Annotated in this window: 20 protein-coding genes and 1 pseudogene; 12 read left to right on the top strand and 9 right to left on the bottom strand. The window is 66.9% G+C overall.

Annotated features, from left to right (window positions below; translation table 11 throughout):
* From VXJ37_RS16355 to VXJ37_RS16365, 3 genes and pseudogenes are all read left to right on the top strand, one after another.
* Positions 1 to 550: pseudogene (locus VXJ37_RS16355) on the top strand (aldehyde dehydrogenase family protein); the annotation flags it as partial.
* A 114-nt stretch (positions 551 to 664) separates the two neighbouring features.
* Positions 665 to 1462: an alpha/beta hydrolase family protein gene (locus VXJ37_RS16360; RefSeq protein ID WP_331324097.1), complete on the top strand. Its 798-nt coding sequence runs from the start codon at positions 665 to 667 to the stop codon at positions 1460 to 1462.
* A 6-nt stretch (positions 1463 to 1468) separates the two neighbouring features.
* A complete protein-coding gene (locus VXJ37_RS16365; protein ID WP_331324098.1) occupies positions 1469 to 2446 on the top strand; it encodes a carbohydrate kinase family protein in 978 nt (325 codons plus the stop codon).
* A 77-nt stretch (positions 2447 to 2523) separates the two neighbouring features.
* On the opposite strand, the gene VXJ37_RS16370 is transcribed toward VXJ37_RS16365, so the two are convergent.
* Positions 2524 to 3690, bottom strand: coding sequence for an ABC transporter substrate-binding protein (locus VXJ37_RS16370; protein WP_331324099.1), 1167 nt, complete (start codon positions 3688 to 3690; stop codon positions 2524 to 2526).
* A 286-nt stretch (positions 3691 to 3976) separates the two neighbouring features.
* On the opposite strand from VXJ37_RS16370, the gene VXJ37_RS16375 reads away from it, so the two are divergent.
* Entirely contained in the window at positions 3977 to 4123 is a 147-nt protein-coding gene (locus tag VXJ37_RS16375; protein ID WP_141944604.1) for a lmo0937 family membrane protein, read from the top strand.
* 82 nt (positions 4124 to 4205) lie between these two features.
* Here the strand turns inward: VXJ37_RS16375 and VXJ37_RS16380 are convergent, their stop codons facing one another.
* Both VXJ37_RS16380 and VXJ37_RS16385 read right to left on the bottom strand, forming a co-directional pair.
* On the bottom strand, positions 4206 to 5504 hold the full coding sequence (locus tag VXJ37_RS16380) for a Y-family DNA polymerase (RefSeq protein ID WP_440589828.1): 1299 nt from the start codon (positions 5502 to 5504) through the stop codon (positions 4206 to 4208).
* Positions 5505 to 5530: 26 nt separating this feature from the next.
* Positions 5531 to 5962 (bottom strand): LexA family protein, encoded by a 432-nt coding sequence (locus VXJ37_RS16385; RefSeq protein WP_331324100.1) that lies wholly within the window; start codon positions 5960 to 5962, stop codon positions 5531 to 5533.
* Positions 5963 to 6079: 117 nt separating this feature from the next.
* Here VXJ37_RS16385 and VXJ37_RS16390 point away from each other — a divergent pair, with 117 nt between their 5' ends.
* From VXJ37_RS16390 to VXJ37_RS16400, 3 genes are all read left to right on the top strand, one after another.
* Positions 6080 to 6898 (top strand): HAD family hydrolase, encoded by an 819-nt coding sequence (locus VXJ37_RS16390; RefSeq protein ID WP_331324101.1) that lies wholly within the window; start codon positions 6080 to 6082, stop codon positions 6896 to 6898.
* Positions 6899 to 7014: 116 nt separating this feature from the next.
* Complete coding sequence (locus VXJ37_RS16395) at positions 7015 to 7278, top strand: hypothetical protein (protein WP_331324102.1); 264 nt, start codon at positions 7015 to 7017, stop codon at positions 7276 to 7278.
* Positions 7279 to 7318: 40 nt separating this feature from the next.
* Entirely contained in the window at positions 7319 to 8125 is an 807-nt protein-coding gene (locus VXJ37_RS16400) for a glycerophosphodiester phosphodiesterase (protein ID WP_331324103.1), read from the top strand.
* Between the two features lie 64 nt (positions 8126 to 8189).
* Here the strand turns inward: VXJ37_RS16400 and VXJ37_RS16405 are convergent, their stop codons facing one another.
* The gene (locus VXJ37_RS16405; protein ID WP_331324104.1) at positions 8190 to 8528 is read right to left on the bottom strand and encodes a hypothetical protein; all 339 of its coding nucleotides are present in this window, start codon (positions 8526 to 8528) and stop codon (positions 8190 to 8192) included.
* A gap of 135 nt (positions 8529 to 8663) precedes the next feature.
* On the opposite strand from VXJ37_RS16405, the gene VXJ37_RS16410 reads away from it, so the two are divergent.
* A complete protein-coding gene (locus VXJ37_RS16410) occupies positions 8664 to 8900 on the top strand; it encodes a DUF6480 family protein (RefSeq protein ID WP_141944578.1) in 237 nt (78 codons plus the stop codon).
* Between the two features lie 68 nt (positions 8901 to 8968).
* Here the strand turns inward: VXJ37_RS16410 and VXJ37_RS16415 are convergent, their stop codons facing one another.
* From VXJ37_RS16415 to VXJ37_RS16425, 3 genes are all read right to left on the bottom strand, one after another.
* Positions 8969 to 10030: an EAL domain-containing protein gene (locus tag VXJ37_RS16415; RefSeq protein ID WP_331324105.1), complete on the bottom strand. Its 1062-nt coding sequence runs from the start codon at positions 10028 to 10030 to the stop codon at positions 8969 to 8971.
* 171 nt (positions 10031 to 10201) lie between these two features.
* On the bottom strand, positions 10202 to 11752 hold the full coding sequence (locus VXJ37_RS16420) for a putative bifunctional diguanylate cyclase/phosphodiesterase (protein ID WP_331324106.1): 1551 nt from the start codon (positions 11750 to 11752) through the stop codon (positions 10202 to 10204).
* Positions 11753 to 11772: 20 nt separating this feature from the next.
* Positions 11773 to 13416 carry an ATP-binding protein gene (locus tag VXJ37_RS16425; protein ID WP_331324107.1) on the bottom strand — a complete coding sequence of 548 codons (1644 nt, stop codon included), beginning with the start codon at positions 13414 to 13416 and terminating at the stop codon, positions 11773 to 11775.
* A 215-nt stretch (positions 13417 to 13631) separates the two neighbouring features.
* Here VXJ37_RS16425 and VXJ37_RS16430 point away from each other — a divergent pair, with 215 nt between their 5' ends.
* From VXJ37_RS16430 to VXJ37_RS16445, 4 genes are all read left to right on the top strand, one after another.
* The gene (locus tag VXJ37_RS16430; protein WP_331324189.1) at positions 13632 to 14408 is read left to right on the top strand and encodes a class I SAM-dependent methyltransferase; all 777 of its coding nucleotides are present in this window, start codon (positions 13632 to 13634) and stop codon (positions 14406 to 14408) included.
* Positions 14409 to 14786: 378 nt separating this feature from the next.
* Positions 14787 to 15227: a hypothetical protein gene (locus VXJ37_RS16435; RefSeq protein WP_331324109.1), complete on the top strand. Its 441-nt coding sequence runs from the start codon at positions 14787 to 14789 to the stop codon at positions 15225 to 15227.
* 18 nt (positions 15228 to 15245) lie between these two features.
* The gene (locus tag VXJ37_RS16440) at positions 15246 to 16055 is read left to right on the top strand and encodes an SDR family oxidoreductase (RefSeq protein WP_331324110.1); all 810 of its coding nucleotides are present in this window, start codon (positions 15246 to 15248) and stop codon (positions 16053 to 16055) included.
* Positions 16056 to 16154: 99 nt separating this feature from the next.
* Complete coding sequence (locus VXJ37_RS16445; protein ID WP_331324111.1) at positions 16155 to 17279, top strand: glycerate kinase; 1125 nt, start codon at positions 16155 to 16157, stop codon at positions 17277 to 17279.
* Positions 17280 to 17431: 152 nt separating this feature from the next.
* On the opposite strand, the gene VXJ37_RS16450 is transcribed toward VXJ37_RS16445, so the two are convergent.
* Both VXJ37_RS16450 and VXJ37_RS16455 read right to left on the bottom strand, forming a co-directional pair.
* Positions 17432 to 18094: a DUF6766 family protein gene (locus tag VXJ37_RS16450; RefSeq protein WP_331324112.1), complete on the bottom strand. Its 663-nt coding sequence runs from the start codon at positions 18092 to 18094 to the stop codon at positions 17432 to 17434.
* A gap of 2 nt (positions 18095 to 18096) precedes the next feature.
* A complete protein-coding gene (locus tag VXJ37_RS16455) occupies positions 18097 to 18618 on the bottom strand; it encodes a DUF6328 family protein (RefSeq protein WP_331324113.1) in 522 nt (173 codons plus the stop codon).
* Positions 18619 to 18831: the final 213 nt, after the last annotated feature.

The raw sequence follows: 18831 nt of genomic DNA on the forward strand, positions 1-18831 counted from the left end.
CGCGAAAATGCGGAACATGGGCGAAGCCTGCACCGCCGCCAACCGCTTCCTCGTCCACGAAACCGTCGCCGCCGAGTTCACCACCAAATTCGCCAAAGCCATGGCAGCCCTGACCACCGGCCGCGGCACCGACCCCGACACCACCGTCGGGCCCCTCATCGACGCCGGTGCCCGCGACGACGTCCACGCCCTGGTCACCGCCGCCATCGACGCCGGAGCAACCGCGGTCACCGGCGGCGCCCCCGTGGACGGGCCCGGCTACTTCTACCAGCCCACCGTCCTGGCCAACGTCCCCAACACCGCCGCCATCCTGGGCCAGGAAATCTTCGGCCCCGTCGCCCCCATCACCACCTTCACCACCGAGCAAGACGCCATCACACTCGCCAACAGCACCGAGTACGGGCTCGCCTCCTACCTCTACTCACGCGACTTCAACAAACTCCTGCGCGTCGCGGAACACATCGAATTCGGCATGGTCGGCTTCAACGCCGGAATCATCTCCAACGCCGCAGCACCCTTCGGCGGCGTCAAACACTCAGGACTCGGCCGCGANCGCCACACTGGCCCAGCTTTCAAGCGGCGGGACCAGGGAAACCCGGTCCCGCCGTTTGGCGTGCCCAAACACCGGGCCAGCCTGCCCCCGCCGCCCCTGTAGTCTCTGCACATGGTGCAGCGGCATAGGTATCAATACGGTGCGGACCCCAGCCAGTGGGGCGAACTGTTCCTGCCGGAGCTGCCTGCCGGCGGGAAACACGAGGGCGTGGTGGTGGTGGTCCACGGCGGCTACTGGCGCTCCAGGTACGGGGCCGAACTGGGTGAACCGCTGGCCAAGGACTTGGCGGAACACGGCATGGCGGCCTGGAACCTTGAGTACCGGCGCGCGGGCAACGGCGGGGGTTGGCCCGGGACGTTCCAGGATGTTCTGGGCGGAATCGACCGGCTCGCCGGGCTCGCGGAACCGCACGCGCTGGATCTGGGCAAAGTGGTGGCACTGGGCCATTCGGCCGGCGGCCACCTGGCAGTGTGGGCCGCGGGTCGGGACCGGCTGGCGGGGCTGGGGCCGGCGGAGGGTGGCCTGCTGCAAAGCCGTGGCGACGGCGTCCGCCTCACTGGGGTGGTGAGCCAATCCGGTGTGCTGAACCTGGCCGAAGCTGAACGGCTGAACCTCAGTGACGGCGCCGTGCGCAACCTGCTGGGCGGCCCGTCGTCGGAATTTCCCCGGCGGCACCGCATGGCTGATCCCATGGTGGCTCTGCCGCTGGGCGTTCCCGTCCTCGCCGTCCACGCCAGGGAGGATGCGGACGTGCCACTGACAATGTCCACCACGTACGTGGACGCGAGCCGCTCCGGACCCCTGCCGGCGGAGCTGGTCATGGTGCCGGGCGACCACTTCTCCCTGATCGATGTCAGCGCCGAGGCCTATCTGACGTGCCGGGACCTGGTGCGGCGCCTGCTCGGCTGACACGAAATGCTGACGCTGCCCTCTTTCTGGCAGAGTATGACCATGCTCACAGTGATCGGCGAAGGCCTTGTTGATGTTGTCCAGCGTGCTTCTGGAATCCAGGCCCACGTGGGCGGCAGTCCGCTCAACGTTGCGGTGGGACTGGCCCGGCTGGACCACCCGGTGCAGTTCATTGGCCGCTACGGCCGGGACGCCTACGGTGACTCCGTGGCAGCGCACCTGCGCGCCAGTTCCGTGATGCTGCCGGTGCCCCCGGACGATCTGCCCACCAGCGTGGCCACGGCATTGATTGACGACGACGGCGCGGCCACCTACACCTTCGACCTCGCCTGGGAGCTCCCGGGCCTGGCGGACCGGCTTGGCTTCATGCTGCAGGGCACCACGCTGCTCCACACCGGCTCCATTGCCACGATGCTCGAGCCCGGCGCCGCCGAGGTGCTGGCCGCCGTCGAACATGCCCACCCCTCCGCCACCATCAGCTTTGATCCCAACTGCCGGCCCAGCATCATCACGGACGTGGATTATGCGCGCCGGCAGGCGGAGAAATTCGTGGTGCTCTCGGATGTGGTCAAGGCATCCGACGAGGACCTCGCCTGGCTGTATCCCGGGCAGGACGTGCTGGATTCGGCACGCAAGTGGCTGGCCCTCGGTGGGGAGGAGGGGCCGGCGATGGTGGTGGTGACCCGTGGCGCAGAGGGCCCTTGGGGTGTGTGCCGGGCCGGCGAAGCTTCGGTGCCTGCGCCCAAAGTGGACGTTGCAGACACCGTGGGGGCGGGCGATTCGTTCATGGCGGCGTTGCTGTCCGGCTTGGTGGACCGGGAGCTGGACGGCGCCCAGAACCGGCAGGACCTGCGGGACCTGCCGGTTGAAGGGCTGGCCGAACTTCTGGAGCACGCCGCAAGGGCGGCCGCTGTCACCGTGTCCCGGCCGGGCGCGAACCCGCCCACCCGGACTGAGCTGCACGAGGCTGCGAAGGAGGCTTAACCCCTCATCGATTGCTCCGTACCTGCCGTTTTGCGGGCCCAAAAAGACAACTACGGAGCAATCGACGGGGGAGGGGGCTACTCCTTGCCGAGTCCGGCGGCGGATGCCTTCCCGTTCGAGACGCTGTTGAGGGCCCGTAGGTCGAAAATGCCGTTGATGTCGGCCTGCTTGGTGGTCCCTGCCGTGACTCCGTCCGTGAGGAGCTTCTGGTAGGTTCCGGCGAGCGGGTCCACGGTGAACACAATGTTCTTCAGGGAGCGGTCAATGACGTCCGGTTTCAGCTCCGCGCCGGCGGCCTCCTTGAGGGCTGCGTTGATGACGGTGGCCTTTTCCGTAGCGGATGCCGCGTTCAACCACTCGACCGACTTCACGTGGCCCCTCAGCAATGCCTTGACGGTGTCCGGGTGGTCTGCGGCGAACTTCTGGTTCACGATCAGGACGGTGGTGGGGAACTCGCCCGGTTTGCCGGACAGCGAACCGTCCCACAGGTCCTTCTCGTCCACCAGCACCTTCGCGCCGGCGTTCAACACCAGGCGGGACGCCCAGGGCTCGGGCAGCCACGCGCCGTCGAGCTTTCCGTCCTGGAACAGCTTGAGGGTCTGGGCGTTCTCGGTGGGGTTGATGGCAACGTCGCCGCTGCCGTCCACGTTCGTCCTGTACCCCTGTGAGGACAGCCAGGCGCGGAGGGCAACGTCCTGGGTCCCGCCAAGCTGCGGCGACGCGAGGGTCTTGCCCTTGAGGTCGGCGGCGGAGGTGATCTCGGGTTTGACCACCAGCTGGGCGCCGCCGGCTGCGGCGCCGGCGATGATGTTGATGGATTGGCCCTGGCTCTTCACGAACGAGTTGATGGCCGGGTTGGGACCGATGTAGGCGGCATCAATGGCGCCGGCATTCAGTGCTTCGATGGCGGCCGGGCCGGCGTTGAAGACCTGCGTGCTGAGCCTGGTGCTGCCGAGCTCGCCGGCGATGAAGCCCTTGCTGATGCCCACCAGGGCCGGCGCATGGGTGACGTTGCCGAAGTAGCCGAGCTTCAGCTCGGCGGCAGGAGTGCCGGACTGGCCTGCTGCAGGTGCCGCGCTGTTCACGGCGGAGGCGACGGCGGCACCCCCGCCAACGAGGGCGACGACGGCTGCCGCAATGCCGATCTTCAGGCCAAGCGGACGCTTGGGCTTGGCCGACTGGCCGGCGACGATGCGGGTGGAACCTTGCTGGTTTTGGGGAGTCTTGTCCTGTGGGTTTGCCATGGGAATCCTTTGCTGGGGCGGATGCTGAGACGAGATTACGGAGCAGCCGACGGCCCCACAATCAATGCCGTAGCGGTCGTTCACGGGGCGACGCGAAGGCTTAACCCGGCGTAGGAGGGCGTCAAAATTCGTCACGGGGCGTCTTGAATCGGGGCTGCTACGGCGCCGGAATCAGTGGCGCAAGTGGCCAGGTACTCTTCCTGATTCGCTTGGGGTGATTTATCTGCCGCTTTGGTGGGTACGTGCCCGGCATGGGGATTTTGAAAAACTAGTCAAGGAGACTCTCATGTTGCTTTGGATCGCCATTATCATCGCTGTTCTCTGGCTTCTCGGACTGCTGGCAAACATCGGTGGTGGCCTCATTCACATTCTTTTGGTCATCGCAGTAATCGTCCTGATCTTCCACTTCGTCACAGCCCGGCGGCGCGTTTAGGCAGGAAGCGTCAAGACGCGACGGCTCAGGCAGTAACGAGGTCCCGCCGCCGGCAGAGAGCCGGCGGCGGGACCTGCTGTTTTCAGGCCGCCTTGACCAGGGGGAGTTCGTCCCAGTGCGTGGTGTAGCGGGGCGAGCGCATCCCACGTTTCATGGTCCAGTCCAGGCCGGACCTGATTCCGGCGTGCCCCAGGCCGATGGAGCCGCGGCCAAACCGCCTGCTCACGTCGTCGAGCAGGGGGCCGATCCCGCGTTCCTCGTGCCGGTTTTCGAACGGTGCCAGGGGCGGCTGGTTTCCTGAAGGCCGCAGGTCGGTGAGCATGAGGCCCGCTTTGGCGTACTTGAGTCCTTCCCGGATTTTGGGGAGCAGCGCGTGCGCCGCCTTGGTGAGCAGCAGTGGATCCGCCGTGGGCATGGGCAGCGGAACACACACTGACGGGTAGGCCTGTTCATGGTTCCGGAAGGGCGACGTGGCCGCGAAGGCCGTCAGCACTTTCGCCTGCAGCCCGTGTTTGGCCAGCCGGGCGCTCGCCTGCTGTCCGTAGATGCTTAACACCTCGCGCAGGCCGGCGGCGGTGGTCACGGGAGTGGCGAAGGAGCGCGAAAAGATCAGCTGGTCGCGCCCGATCCGCTCCTCCTCCATGGGGATGCACGGCGTGCCGCGCAGTTCCAGCACGGTGCGCATCAGCACCACGGAGAACCTGTCCCTGATCATGACCGGATTCGCGCGGACCAGGTCCAGGACGGTGAAGATCTCCAACACGTTCAGGCGCTTGCTGAGGCGGCCGGCGATGCCCCAGACTTCATTGACGGGCAGCCGGCCCATCAACCCCTCCCGCACCTCGGCCGGGACCGATTCCCACACGCACACGCCACCGAAAGCCGGATTGTTCTTGGCCCACTGGTTGCAGAGTTTGGCAAGGGTCTTGGTGGGGGCGATGCCCACGCAAACAGGCACCCCCACATGCCGGCGCACGGATTCTTTGATCCTGCCGCCCAGGGCCAGCAACTGCCCGGTGTCTCCTTTGACGCCCAGGAACGCTTCATCAATGCTGTACACCTCCAGCCAGGCCGAGTACCTGCCCAGCAGTTCCATGACACGGGCGCTGATGTCCCCGTAAAGCTCGTAGTTGCTGGATTTTGCCACCAGCCCCCATTCCCTGGCGCGCGGCGCAAGTTTGAACCAGGGCTCGCCGGTGGCAATGCCCAGTGCCTTCGCCTCCGGGGAGCGGGTCACGGCGCAGCCGTCATTGTTGGACAGCACCACCAGCGGACGCCCCTCCAGCGAGGGGTCGAACGCCCGCTCCGCCGAGGCGTAGAAACAGTTGACGTCCACGTGCGCAATCTGCGGCATCTGCCGCATGGGGGCCGGCCTAGCCATGCCGCTGCTCCCGAGGACCCCGTACCTCAGACATGGTGCAGGCACCTGGTGGCCACACCCCAGATGGTCAGCTCGGACAGCGCGGGCACGTGGATGTCCGGATATTTGGGATTCTCTGCCTGCAGCACCACGCCGCCGCGGGTGATGCGGAGGCGTTTGACGGTCAGTTCACCATCCAGCACCGCGATGACCACGGATCCGTCCCTGGGTTCGAGCGCCCGGTTCACGATCAGTTCGTCGCCGTCGCTGATGCCGGCACCCTCCATGGAGTCGCCTGTCACCCGCACCACGAAGGTGCTGGTGATGTCCTTGATCAAATGTGCGTTCAGATCGATCCGGCCGTCGAAGTAGTCCTGGGCCGGGGACGGAAAGCCTGCCGCCACAGGCACGGGCGAGATCAGCACCGAAAACAAGGAGGCGCCCGCATCTATCACGCGGGGACCGATAATAACGCCCACAACACACCTTTATTCGAAAATATGTTCGATAGTTCAGTGTAGCCCCGGAGGCTGACAACGGGCAGTCTTCGGTGAACTGCCGCCGTGGGGGCGTCCACGCCCACGTAGACTTGCAGGATGCGGCTGGTTGCAAGCGATATCGACGGAACAATCCTTGGGCACGATGGAAAAATCAGCCCCCGCACCATCCGCGCCTTCCACGCCTGCAGGGATGCCGGCGTCGAACTTGTTTTCGTCACGGGACGGCCGCCGCGGTGGCTGCACCCGCTGGAAGAGCAGCTGGGCCACACGGGGCGCGTGATCTGTTCCAACGGGGCCGTGGTCTGGGACCTCGAGGCGGGTCGCCTGGTCTCTGCCCGCACCCTGGCCATCGACACCGTCATGGAGGCCCGGCGCATCATCAAGGCGCTCCGGCCGGCCGCGCTGTTCGCCGCCGAAACGCTGACTGGCTTCCACCTGGAACCGGGCTTCATCGAAAACGAGTCCAGCGAGCTTCTTGCCGAATTCACCCCAGCGCCGCTGGCGGACACGCTCACGGACAACGACTCCGTAGTGAAGTTCCTCGCCATCGTCCGGGAGGGAACGCCGGACGACTTCCTCGCCGAGGTGGCTCCCGCCGTCGGACACCTGGCCGCTGCCACCCACTCCTCGCCCGGCGTTGCCATGCTGGAACTGTCCCTGCCCGGAGTGAACAAGGCAGTCACGCTCGCCGAATACGCGTCCGGGCTGGGCATCGATGCCGCCGACGTGGTGGCCTTCGGTGACATGCCCAACGACATCGAAATGCTGCGCTGGGCCGGCCACGGCTACGCGATGGCCAGCGGCCACCCGGACGCCATCAGGGCGGCGGGGCAACAGGCGCCGCATTTTGACGACGACGGCGTGGCCCAGGTTCTGGAGGCCAGGCTCGCTTCCCTGGGCGTCCAGTTCTCCTGACTCCGCCCGGTGCCCGTCGCCAACTTCACAGCCGGCGCTCACCTGGCGTTTACCTTCCCGCCGTAGCGTGAAGCGTGCAGGGCCGGCAGCCTCCCGCCGGCTCGAAGGGGGTAATAATGGCAAGGAATGCCAGGCAACACGCTGCCAATGCGCCGCTGGGCACGGCAACGCCCGCCCCGCACTGGAAGCAGCTGCGGCAGGGTGACCGCGTCCGGGTCCTGTTTTCGCCCGGCTTTGAAGCGGGCGGCGTGGTGGACACCGTCACACCGGACCACACCGCCGTGTGGGTCCACCTCGACGGCGGCCGCGGCCGGACCATGCTGCACTGCAGCGACGGCGTCGACATCGTGGCCTGCCGCGAGACTGCCTGCCGGGACTGACGGCGGGATCCGGTCCCGCGCGGCGGGGTACGCTCGCTGTGTGACCCTGCCCTTTTTCCAGCACCCCGACGACGCCGGGCGGCAGCTTCCCATCGCCATGGCCCACCGCGGATTCTCTGCCGACGGGCTCGAAAACTCGATGGCCGCGTTCCGGGCCGGTGTGGACCTGGGATTCAGCTATCTCGAAACGGACGTGCACACCACGGCCGACGGCGTGCTGCTGCTCTTCCATGACGAGAGCCTGGACCGGGTGACGGACGGCAGCGGCCGGGTGGCGGAGCTGCCGTACGCGGAGGTGGCCAAGGCCCTGATCGGCGGTCAGGAGCCCATCCCCACGTTTGACGAACTGGTCACGGGGCTGCCCGAGGCCCGGCTGAACCTCGACGTCAAGGACTGGAGCTCGGTGCGCAGCACCGCGGCCGCCATTGAACGGCACCAGGTGCACCACCGCGTGCTGGTCACGAGTTTCTCGGACCGGCGGCGGCGGGCGGTGCTGAAGCTGCTCAGCCGCCCCGTCGCCTCCTCCGCGGGAGTGGGTTCAAACGCGCTCTTCACCCTGCTGGGGCCGGCACTTCCCCGCCCGGTGTTCCGCCGGCTGATGCGGCGGGTCCTCCGGGATGTCCATGCGCTCCAGGTTCCCGTCCGCTATGGGCGGCTCCGGGTTGTCACCCGGGGCTTCCTCCGCCGCGCCCACGACCTTGGCCTGGTGGTGCACGTGTGGACCATCAATGAGGAGGATGAGATGCACCGGCTCCTGGAGCTGGGCGTGGACGGCGTCGTCACGGACCGGGCAGACCTGCTCCGCGACGTGCTCATGCGTCGCAGCCAATGGCCGCACCGCATGTAGCGCACTGCCTCGCTGTCACGGCACGGGCGTCCCGGCCGGGGCGGCCGGCGCCCGCGCCGCCGGGCTAACTCCGGTCGGTGTCGGTGGGCGCCGTCGCGTCGCCGGCCAGTCCGCCGTCGTCCGTCCTGTCGTTGTGCGCGCTGTCATTGTCGGTCTCGTCGACGTCCCCGCCCAGGGGGCTGGTGGACACGGGCGCGGGGGCGTCGCCGGTCTTGAGGCCCGGGGCCTTCTGCTTCTCCGCCTCCATCGCGTTCGAACCTTCGCTGAGGGACGAGTGGACCTCCACGTCGTCATTGGGGTCCGCCGGATCAGGCACGTCCATCTTCTCGGTCGGCTTGGACGTCCCGGCCAGGTCCTCCATGGCGTTTTCCGCTGCCTTGCCAATGCTGTCGCCGATTCCCATGTGACTGCTCCTTCCGACATCGCATGCCGGCGCCCCAGCGGCGTCCCGGCCCTACCCCTCCAGAATTATCAGCATGCTTACAATTAGTCCAGTGCTGGGGAATTCAACCCCAGCCAGAGAGGAAGGAAGAGCAGCATGGGCACTTACCATCCCGAAAACGACCCCGCCAACCCGGACCGTCCCGGGAAGGACAATGTAGGCGCGGCGCAGCCGCACCTGGCCGAACAGCGAAGCCGCGAGGCGGGGGGCTCACCCAACCCTGACCCAGCGGAAGGCAATGTCACCGGCCTGGAGCCGGGCGGGGGAGTGCCTCCCGGCGAGACCCCGCCGGCCGAGGACCAGATGAGCAGGGACCAGGGACACTCCGAATAGCGCTTACAGGCCAGGACGGGGGCGGCGTGCCTGCCGCACGCCGTCCCCGTCCTGCCCTGCGCCGCTTCCTAGGAAGTCTTCTTGCCCCGGCCGGTCCGTGACCTGCCCGGGGCCGCCAACTGACGCTCCAGGCCGTCAAGGTCAAGGCGCGTGTTCCAGGCCGCCCAGTCCTCCGGGCGCACTGATGGCCTGCCCAGCAGGAAGCCCTGGCCGGCGCTGATGCCCAGTTCAGTCAGGGTCTTCAGCTCGCCCACCGTCTCGATGCCCTCAGCCACCAGGGTGATGCCGATCTGGTCGGTGAAGTCCACCAGGCAGGCGGCCAGGTCGCGCTGGAGTCCGTCCTTGTCCACGTCGCCGATGACGTTGCGCCCCACCTTGAGGAAGTCCGGCCGAAGGTGGAGCATGCGGCTGAGTGCGCCGGCGCCGGTGTGGGTATCGTCAACGGCGATCCGCAGCCCCTGCTCCCGCAGCGGATTGATGGCCGAAATGAACTGCAGGTATTCCTCTTCCGGAATGTCCTCGGTCAGTTCCAGAACCACCCGGCTAACGGACAGGTCAATGTGCTCAAACAGTTCCGGAAGCCGCGGATCCATGCAGGACGTGGGGGAAATGTTGAGCGAGACATAAAGGTTTTCCGGCAGCCCGCGGGCAGCCGCTGCCGCGGAGCCAAGGGCAGAAAATTCAAGGTTTGCCCCGAGGCCCACCGCCGCGGCCTCGGCAAACCAAAGTTCAGCAGCGGCGCCGTCATCGCTGACGAAGCGTGAGAGGGCTTCCACGCCAACCACCGTTTTTCCCTCCAGCCCGTAAATGGGTTGGAATGCTGTCATCAGCATCTGGCTTTCAAGCAGGGCACTGATCCGTGACATACTGCGGATCGCGTCCACTTGCTCGGCGAACTGGGGCGGCAGCGCGGGCGGCGCAAGGCGGACCTCCCGCGCGGTTTCCAGCGAATCCGCCGTATTCGCGTCACTGTGCCGGGTCTCCAGGAGATATTCCAGCAGGGCGCGTTCAGGCACGCCCGGATTCTCATCGAGGCTGTTGCTCAACCGCTGCCGAACGGCGGCTCCCGCAGGATCCGTATCCGCCAGGACAGCGGCGATAATTCCCCATGCCTGTACCCGAACCGACATTAGCGACGCCCCCAGTTGACGAAGTAATGACCCCATGGCCCAATAATGTTCAAATTTCCAAACGCCTTATAAAAGTACGGTGCTGCCAGACCTGAATTCCGCGGCGGCGAAAAACCTGACACCGCACGCTGATCGTATAACGGCGGCTCCAAAAGCGCAGTAGTTTTTGCGCTACTGGTCAGCGCTTTCCTGCTGGTCAGCCAGCAGTTCCGGGATCCGGTCCGGGGGGACGGGGCGGCTGAAGTAGTAGCCCTGCGCGCTGCGGCAGCCCAGGTTCCGCAGGATTTCCGCCTGTTCCGCCGTTTCAACGCCCTCCCAAACGGCTTCCAGGCCGCAAGCCCGCACCAGTTGCAGCACCGCAGCCACCAGGGAAGGCTGGCTGGGATCGCTGTCCAGGCCGGCGATCAGGGACCTGTCCACCTTGACCCGGTCCACGGGCAGCCGGCGAAGGTAGCTGATGGAGGAGTAGCCGGTGCCGAAGTCGTCAATCTCGATGCCCACGCCCAGGCCGCGGAGGCCACCCAGGGAATAGCGGTCGAGCTCGTTGCCCTTGACGATGGCCACTTCCGTCAGCTCCAGGACCACCTGTTGGGGCCGCACCCCGTTTTCCTGCAGGGTGTTCCGCACGTCCTCGATGAACTGCAGGCTTTGCAGGTCCGTGGCGGAGATGTTGACCCGGACGGAGAAGCTGCTGTCCACCAGCGAAGCGTCGATCCAGGACCGCAGCTGCTTCACGGCCGTCTTGAGCACCCACAGTCCGAGTTCGGAGATCAGTCCCGCCTCTTCGGCCAGGGGGATGAACTCGTCGGGCATGATGAAGCCGCGGGTGGGGTGGTCCCAGCGGACCAAGGCCTCGACGCCTTCGATCCGGCCGGTCTCCAGCTCCACCACCGGTTGGTAGTGCAGGCTCAGTGCATCGTTCCTGATGGCCGCCCGCAGGTCATCCACCAGCTGGCTGCGGAGCCGCCGCATCAGCAGCAGCGCCGGCTCGAACCGGTGCAGCTTGTTCTGCCCTTCCGCCTTGGAGGCATACATGGCGACGTCGGCTTCCATCAGCATGTCCTCGGGGCTTTGGCCCTCGCTTCCCACGCTCAGTCCGATGCTGGCGCCGCAGCGGACGCTGCGGCCCGGCAGCTCGATGGGATCGTTGAGGGAGGCAAGGATGCGGTGTGCCACGATGGCAGCCTGGTCCGCCGACGCCGTCGGCATGACGATGGCGAATTCGTCCCCGCCCAGGCGCGCCACGACGTCGGAGGCCCGCACCGCGGTCCGCAGCCTTTCGCCCACGGTCACCAGTACCTGGTCGCCGGCAGTGTGGCCCAGGCTGTCGTTGATGGACTTGAACGCATCCAGGTCCATGAGCAGGATGGCCGGGCCGTCCTGCCCCGGTTCCCCGTCCGCTCCGGGGCGGGAGCCCAGGGCGCTCCGGAGGGCCTCGATCATCGCGGACCGGTTGGCGAGCCCCGTCAGCGGGTCCTGCATGGCCATCTTCTGCATCTCGAGGTGTGCCTCGTGCAGGAGTTGGGTCCGCACCTGGACCCGCTGCTCGAGTTCCTCGTAGATGACCTGCAAGTCCTCGGCCAGCAGGTTGGTGCCCATGATGATCGCATCCAGTTCGTCCCGGGCAGGGGAGACCTCGATGCGGGAGTTCAGGTCGCCGGAGGCAAGCCGGACTATGCCTTCCAGCAGCTGGGACAGCCGGGGGTCGTCGTTGGTAAACACCGCCAGTCCTCCTTTGACGCCTAGTTGACCAGGGCGCGGTCGGTGCCAAGGGGAAGGCTGACGGTGACCGTGGTTCCGGTGCCCAAGGTGGAGTCGACGTCGATCCGGCCGCCGTGGCGGTCCACGATGTCCTTGGAGATGGCGAGGCCCAGCCCGGTGCCGGGGATGGCGCCGTTCATGGCGTTCGATGCGCGGTAAAACCTCGTGAAGACGTGGTTGATCTCATCGCTCGAGATGCCGATGCCCGTATCGGAGATCCGCACGGTGGCCCACTTGGACCCGTCCGGGGTGGCATGGGATTCGCTGCCCACCGCAATCCGTCCCCCGCTGGGCGTGAATTTGATGGCGTTCGACACCAGGTTGGTGAACACCTGCTGCAGCTGCACTTCGTCGGCAAGGATTTCCGGATCCTCCGGGACCGGCTCCACGTCGATGGTCACGTTCTGCAGCGTGGCCAGGGGGCGGAGGGCCGCGGCCACCAGGTCAAGGGTCTGGCCCAGGCGCACCGGGGCAAGGTGCATCTCCAGGGTGTCCAGGCCGCCCCGCGAGACGCTGAGCATGTCCTCGATGAGGGTCCGGAGCCGCTCGGTGTTGCGGACCACGATGTCCAGCATCTGGTGGACTTCCCTGGACACCGGATGCTCAGTGCTCTCCTGAATCATGTCCAGGTAGGCCATGATCGAGGTCAGCGGTGTGCGCAGTTCGTGGTTGACCGTGGCCAGGAAGTCCGTCTTGGCCTTGTCCAGTTCCCGCAGCTGCTTGACCACCTGCTGCTGGCTGCTGATCAGGTGGCTTTGGATGAGTCCGTACGCGGCGTTGCCGGCCACGTGCTGGATCAGCCCCAGCTCGGCGCTTGACCACGTCCGTGGCCGGTCCATGGAAGCGATCCAGATGATGCCCAAGGAGGAATTGCCCTCGCCGATGGGCACCGCAAGCGTGGAAGCGGCGCCGGCGATGGCTGTCACAGGCTTGTCGTCGGCCAGCGACCCCGTCTCGGCCCCGTCCGCGGAAAGTGTTTCCGTCCCTGCCCAGAGCGCGTCCGCCGTGGCGCGGGCCAGGTCCTCGCCTGGAAGGGCCGCCGGCGGCAGCGCGGCCAGGCCGGACCTGTGCCACGCCGCCCTGATCACCGGGACCCTGTGGTCCTCGAAGGTGGCCAGGACAACGTGGTCTGCCTTGAAGGTCCGGCCGAACCCCGCCACCACGTGGTTGGCGATCTCCTGGGGGTCGTTGGTGGACCGTACGGCGGCGGAAACCTCACGCAGCTGCTCGCGGAGTCCCTCCGCTTCCTGCCGGGATGCGCTGCGCCGCCTGACCTGGTCGATCAGGGCCGATGCCCGGTGGACCAGCTCCTTGGCGGCCGGTGGCTTGGTGATGCAGTCATGGACGCCGGGTGGATTGGCGGCGGCGATCTCCTGCGGGCTGTCGAGGTCCACCATCACCAGGACCGGGGCTTTGGACGGGACGGAGGACAAGGCCGCGTCGGCGACGATAACGGAGGGCTCGACGGTGTCCAGCAGGACAGCGAGGCCGCTGGCGTCAGTTGCTTCAAGGACGGTGTACCCGGCCTCGCGGAGAGCGCAGGCATTGGCGGCGAGCCGGCCGGCGTCGGGATCGGCGACGACGGCGGTACGGGGCAGGCGGACGTCACTCGGCGCAGCCGTCACAGTGCTCCCTTCCCTCCCAGTTGAGTACATTCTAGGGGGATGCGGCCCCGGAGGGTCCACAGCGCGGGGACCGTTGATGCATCTCTTCCGTCAAGCCCAACTACTACGTGGCGCGCCGTAATGTAACCCAACGCGCCGCCGGTGCCTGGGAGGGAACATATATTTGACGCGTGTCCCCTACAAAGTCACCGTCCTCCATCTGGCAGAAGTACCTGATGATCCCCAAACTCGTCAGGTTGTCGCGGAGCGCCCCGAAGGACCGCCACCAGGCGTGGGATACCTACTGGGCCGGCATCAGTGCCACCGGACCCGGGGGCGAAGTTCTGTGGGATTCGGGCACTGACCACGAGTTCCTTGGTTATAAGGGCAGCCTGCTGCGCCACTTGGACTCCGGGCTTCCCGTGGTGGACACAGGCTGCGGCCATGGCAGCTTCACCCGGGCGCTCGCCGGGATCTTTCCCCGGGTCATCGGTGTGGACGTCTCACCCAACGCCGTTGCGAGGGCCACCGCAGAGTCCCAAGGCACCGCCAATATTGCCTACGAGACGCGGGACATGACGGCAGCAGGAGCGGGCGCAGCGCTGGCGGAGTCCATTAACGCCGGTGCCGACGGAGCCAACGTCTTCATCCGGGGCGTCCTGCACGTCCTTGACCCGGCGCACCAGGTGGCGCTGGTGGAAAACCTGCTGCACCTTGCGGGGCGCCGCGGCACTGTTTTCATGGCTGAAACCAACTTCCATGGGAATCCGGTGGAGTACGTGTCCCACCTCGGGGCCAGCACCCGCGGCATTCCGGCGCCGTTGGAACTGGCCATCCGCGGACTCCCCATGCCAGGGCACTTCGGGCCCGCAGAGCGCGAACGTGCGTTCCCGGCGTCGGAATGGGAACTCCTTGAGGACGGCCAGGTGGCCATCGAAACCAATCCCGTGACCGGCGTCCCGGGACAGGACCGGGTGCCCGGGTACTACGCCGTGCTCCGCCCCCGCCACTAACCGGAAGCCGCCTAATCCGCCAGGTTCCCTCTGCGCCCGCAGATTTTCCCGTCTCCCCGCAGACGCGCCGCAGAGTACCCGCGTCCCCCTTGACAGGGGGCCGGGGCCGGAGGCTCCATGGTAAGTAGACTTACTAGTGGAGGCTGAGAGGGGGCCGCGCACATTAGCCGGGACGGATGGTTTGACACCTGCAACTCCCGCAAAACCCAACGTCATTCACCAGGAACAACGCAGCGACGGCGGAAATCCACTTCTTCGGGATGGAGGACCCCAACCCGGAGAACGCCCAAGCCGCACCCGCGCCCCAGCATCTGGCAGCCGCCGGATATATCTTCGGCTCTGCAGCCCCGCCGAGGCGCACGACCTTCAGGAAATACCATGAGCAACCTTATTCCGTCCGGCGCTCTCCGCCGGATGCTGCTGCCCCCCACCTACGGGCGGCACGTCACCTCCGCCACCGAATTCACCATCCTGTCCGTGGAGGTGTGGGCCTCCGGGCTGGTGGTCAACATCCACCTTCCCTCGGATGGCGCGCCCCAGCCCCGCCTTGTGCTTCAGGACCACTTCGGGACTGAATACCGGCTGCAGGACTCGGCCACCATTGGTTCCCGCAACCTGCAGGTGTTTACCCCGTCGGTGCCGCCCGGCACCAGGAGCCTCACCATCAGGTCTGCGGACGACCCCGCCGGCCGCCCCGTGGTGACCTTCGCCGTCCCCCTGATGGCCGTCCCGGAAGCATCCGGCGATGCGGCAGGTCGCCGGACAGCTCCCGACGCCGAAAACGAGCCTTACCGGGACGACCTCCGCCGCCCCGCCTAACCCACCGAAAGGCCCGCCATGCCGGACACCAGCGACTTTGCCCCCGCCACCGCCATTGTCACCGCCTCCGACTCGGGAATCGGCAAGGCCACCGCCGTGGCACTCGCCCGCGCCGGAATGGATGTTGGCGTCACCTGGCACTCCGACAAGGAAGGTGCGCAAGGTACGGCGGAGGAAATCCGGGGCCTGGGCCGCAAGGCGGTGGTCCGCCGCCTTGATACCACCGAACTCCGGGAGGCGGGCGGCGTAATCGACGAGCTTGCCGGTGAACTCGGGGGCCTGGATGTCTTCGTGAACAACGCCGGCACCGGGGCAAGCACGGGGTTCCTGGACATGGGCATCGAGGACTGGACGAAGATCCTGGACACCAACCTCAACGGTGCCTTCGTCTGCCTGCAGGCAGCGGCACGCCGCATGGTCAAGGCCGGACGGGGCGGGCGCCTGGTAGCCGTCTCCAGCGTGCACGAGTTCCAGCCCCGCGTGGGATCCTCCGCCTACGATGCCTCCAAGCACGGCCTGGGCGGCCTGATGAAAACGCTGGCACTGGAACTGGGGCAGTACGGCATCACGGCCAACACCGTGGCACCGGGCGAGATCGCGACCCCCATGACCGGGCAGGAGGACCAGGACCCGACGACGACGCAGCGGCCCGGGGTGCCGCTCGGACGGCCGGGGCATGCGCGCGAGATCGCCGACGTCATAGCGTTCCTCGCCTCGCCCGCGTCCAGTTATGTGACCGGTGCGGCGTGGGTGGTGGACGGCGGGATGCTGCAAATGGGCCCCCAGGCCGGCTCGCACCTCACCAGCAACGACTGGCGCGACGGGTAGGGGCCGCGGGAAGCCGGCTCCCGGTCGACCGCCCGGCCGCGGGTCCATATGGCGGATCAGGCAAGCCCTTTCCCGACGCCGGCTGGCATGATGGAGCGCATGCGCATTCTTATCGCCCCGGACAAGTTCAAGGGGTCCCTCACTGCAGCTGAGGCTGCCGCGGCCATCGCCGAAGGCGCGTTGCGGGTATACCCGGACGCCGTTGCCACCCAGTTCCCCATTGCCGATGGCGGCGAGGGCACCCTGGAAGCGGCCGTCGCAGCCGGCTACGAAGAGCGGCTGAACGCCGTGGTGGGGCCCATCCTGGCCCCCGTCGGCGCTGCGTGGGCCATCCATAAGGGCCGCGGCGGCAAAGTCACTGCAGTTATTGAAACAGCCCAGGCGTCCGGCCTGGCGGACATGGAACCAACCCCGGCCAACTCATTGAGGGCGCACAGTTACGGTTGCGGCCAGCTCATCGCCGCCGCCCTGGATGCCGGCGCCACCGAAATCGTCCTGGGCCTGGGGGGATCGGCCATGACCGACGGCGGCAGCGGCGCCCTGCGCGCCTTGGGCCTGACGCCGCTGGACTCCGCCGGAAACGTGGTGCCCCTGGGCGGTGGTTCCCTTGCCGACGTGGTTGCGCTGGACAGCACCGGCCTGGACCCCCGGCTGTCCGCCGCCACCTTCCGCATTGCCGTGGACGTACGCAACCCCCTGTACGGGCCAACCGGCGCCGCGCACGTTTTCGCCCAGCAAAAGGGGGCGGACCAGGACGCCGTGGAAATGCTCGACGCCGGGCTGCGCAACTGGGCATCAGTGCTGCGGGAAGCAACGGACCGGGACGTGAACGTCCCCGGCGCGGGCGCCGCCGGCGGCTTCCCGGCGTCGTTCCTTGCCTTTACCAATGCCACGCTGGAAGGCGGTTTCGCACTGGTGGCGGGCTTGACTGGCCTGGCAGGCCAGTTGGACCAGGCAGACCTGGTCATCACCGGCGAAGGGTCCATGGACTCCCAGTCGCTCACCGGAAAAGCTCCGATCGCGCTCGCGGACGCGGCCCGTGAACGGGGCATTCCCGTCATTGTGGTGGCGGGCAGGATCCTTGTGACCCTTGAGGATCTCGCCGGACACGGTGTGGTCGGCGCGGCGCAGCTGCTCGACGTCGCCTCAAGCCCGGACGACGCCGTGGCAAACGCCGCCAAGTACCTGGCCTGGGCCACAAGCCAGGTACTCGAAGGCGCCTGACAGGATAAGTCGCCAGCACACGATGGTGGTGTTGCGGCGGCGAATCACCAAGGTGTGTAGTTCAGCCCCGTGGACTTATTTCGGGCCGGTTCGCCGGTTCGCCGGTACCCGGGTTCGCCGGGCCCGTGGGCGCGGTATCCCCGGGGAATGCTTCAAGACCCGGTTTCGTAATGGGGTTCAGCAACAGGCTTCGATTCCGGGGACCCCTTTTCCCGAAGGTAGACCGATGCGCCCACCAGGACCGCGACGGCCAGGAACTCGCTTTGCCAGTTCTGGAACGACTCGAACCAGAACCGGCTGGTGCCCAGGTACTGCAGGAAGCTGACGGCGGGCTGGCCATGGCTTTCCTGGTCCTGGTTGTACTCATTCGCGCCCCCAGCGGCGTGCAGGCCGAATGAGGCCAGGAACAGAACGAAGAACATGATGGACAGGGAGTGTTCGTACACTTTCAGGACCAGGCCGCCGCGCCGGATGGGCCATGGCGTGGCCGGGCTGATGGAAGCCTGGCGCGGGTCCTCGTCCTGCGGGGCGTCCTTCCCCACCGGCTTGGACTCGGAGGAGCCCTTTTGGAACAGGAACACCGTGAGGACCACGTACATGGCCATCTGCAAGAACTCCGACTCCCAGTTCTCAAACGTGGCTTCCACGAAAGCGCCCGTTCCCAGGAATTGGAGCACCGAGACCGCCGGTTCCCCGTGGGCTTGCTTGTCCTCGCTGTAGGACGCGGCTCCGGAGACGACCATCCCAACGAAAAAAGCGAGGAACAGGCCTGCGTTGGCCAGCAGCAGGCCGTGTTCCCTGGCCCATTTACGCATCCTCACTCCTTCTCCCCGGCCGGGGGAAGGACCCTTCCGGTTGCCAGCCTGTTCAGGCGAAGCGGAACAAGTACGAGCATGACCACCATGACGGCCAGCAGCGCGCCGCCAGCGGCGACCCCGGCGGACCGGCCGGCAGCGACGTCGAACACCAGGGCGGCAGTTCCGGCGCTGAGCAGGGCGATGCCGCCCAGGGCAATCTTGGTGATGGTGTCGGCGCTGGAAACCAGCATCTCCTTGAGGCGTTTGCGGAAGAGCCGGCGGTGCACGCTGACCGGGAGGAGGATGAAGGCGGTGGTCAACGCGGCGACCACGACGTTGGCCAGGTAGAGGCCGACTTCCCAGTCGTCGAGCTTTTCGAACCGCTGCTGGAATGGCAGCGTCAGCAGGAAACCGGCCAGGATCTGCACCCCGGTCTGGAGCACGCGCAGCTCCTGCAGCAGTTCCGCCCAGTTGCGGTCCAACTGCTCTTCCCGGGTCTCATTCCGTCCCGTCCGGCCCGTGTAGTCCTCGACTTCGGACATCGGTCCTCCTCCCTCTCAGGCCCCGTCCAGGTCTTCTTTCTACTCCTCCCGTACCCAGAAACAAGGCCACCCGTTGCGCCTCCTACAACATTTGATAAGTTTACTGATTATTACCCGGAGTGGTGGACGCCGTGCTCCACGCCGGGATAGCTTCAAAGGGCCGGAGCACGGTGGTGCTCTTCCCAACCGACGGGGCTTTTTCCAACCGACACA

It is taken from the genome of Pseudarthrobacter phenanthrenivorans (genome assembly GCF_036455295.1).
Classification (GTDB): domain Bacteria; phylum Actinomycetota; class Actinomycetes; order Actinomycetales; family Micrococcaceae; genus Arthrobacter; species Arthrobacter phenanthrenivorans_C.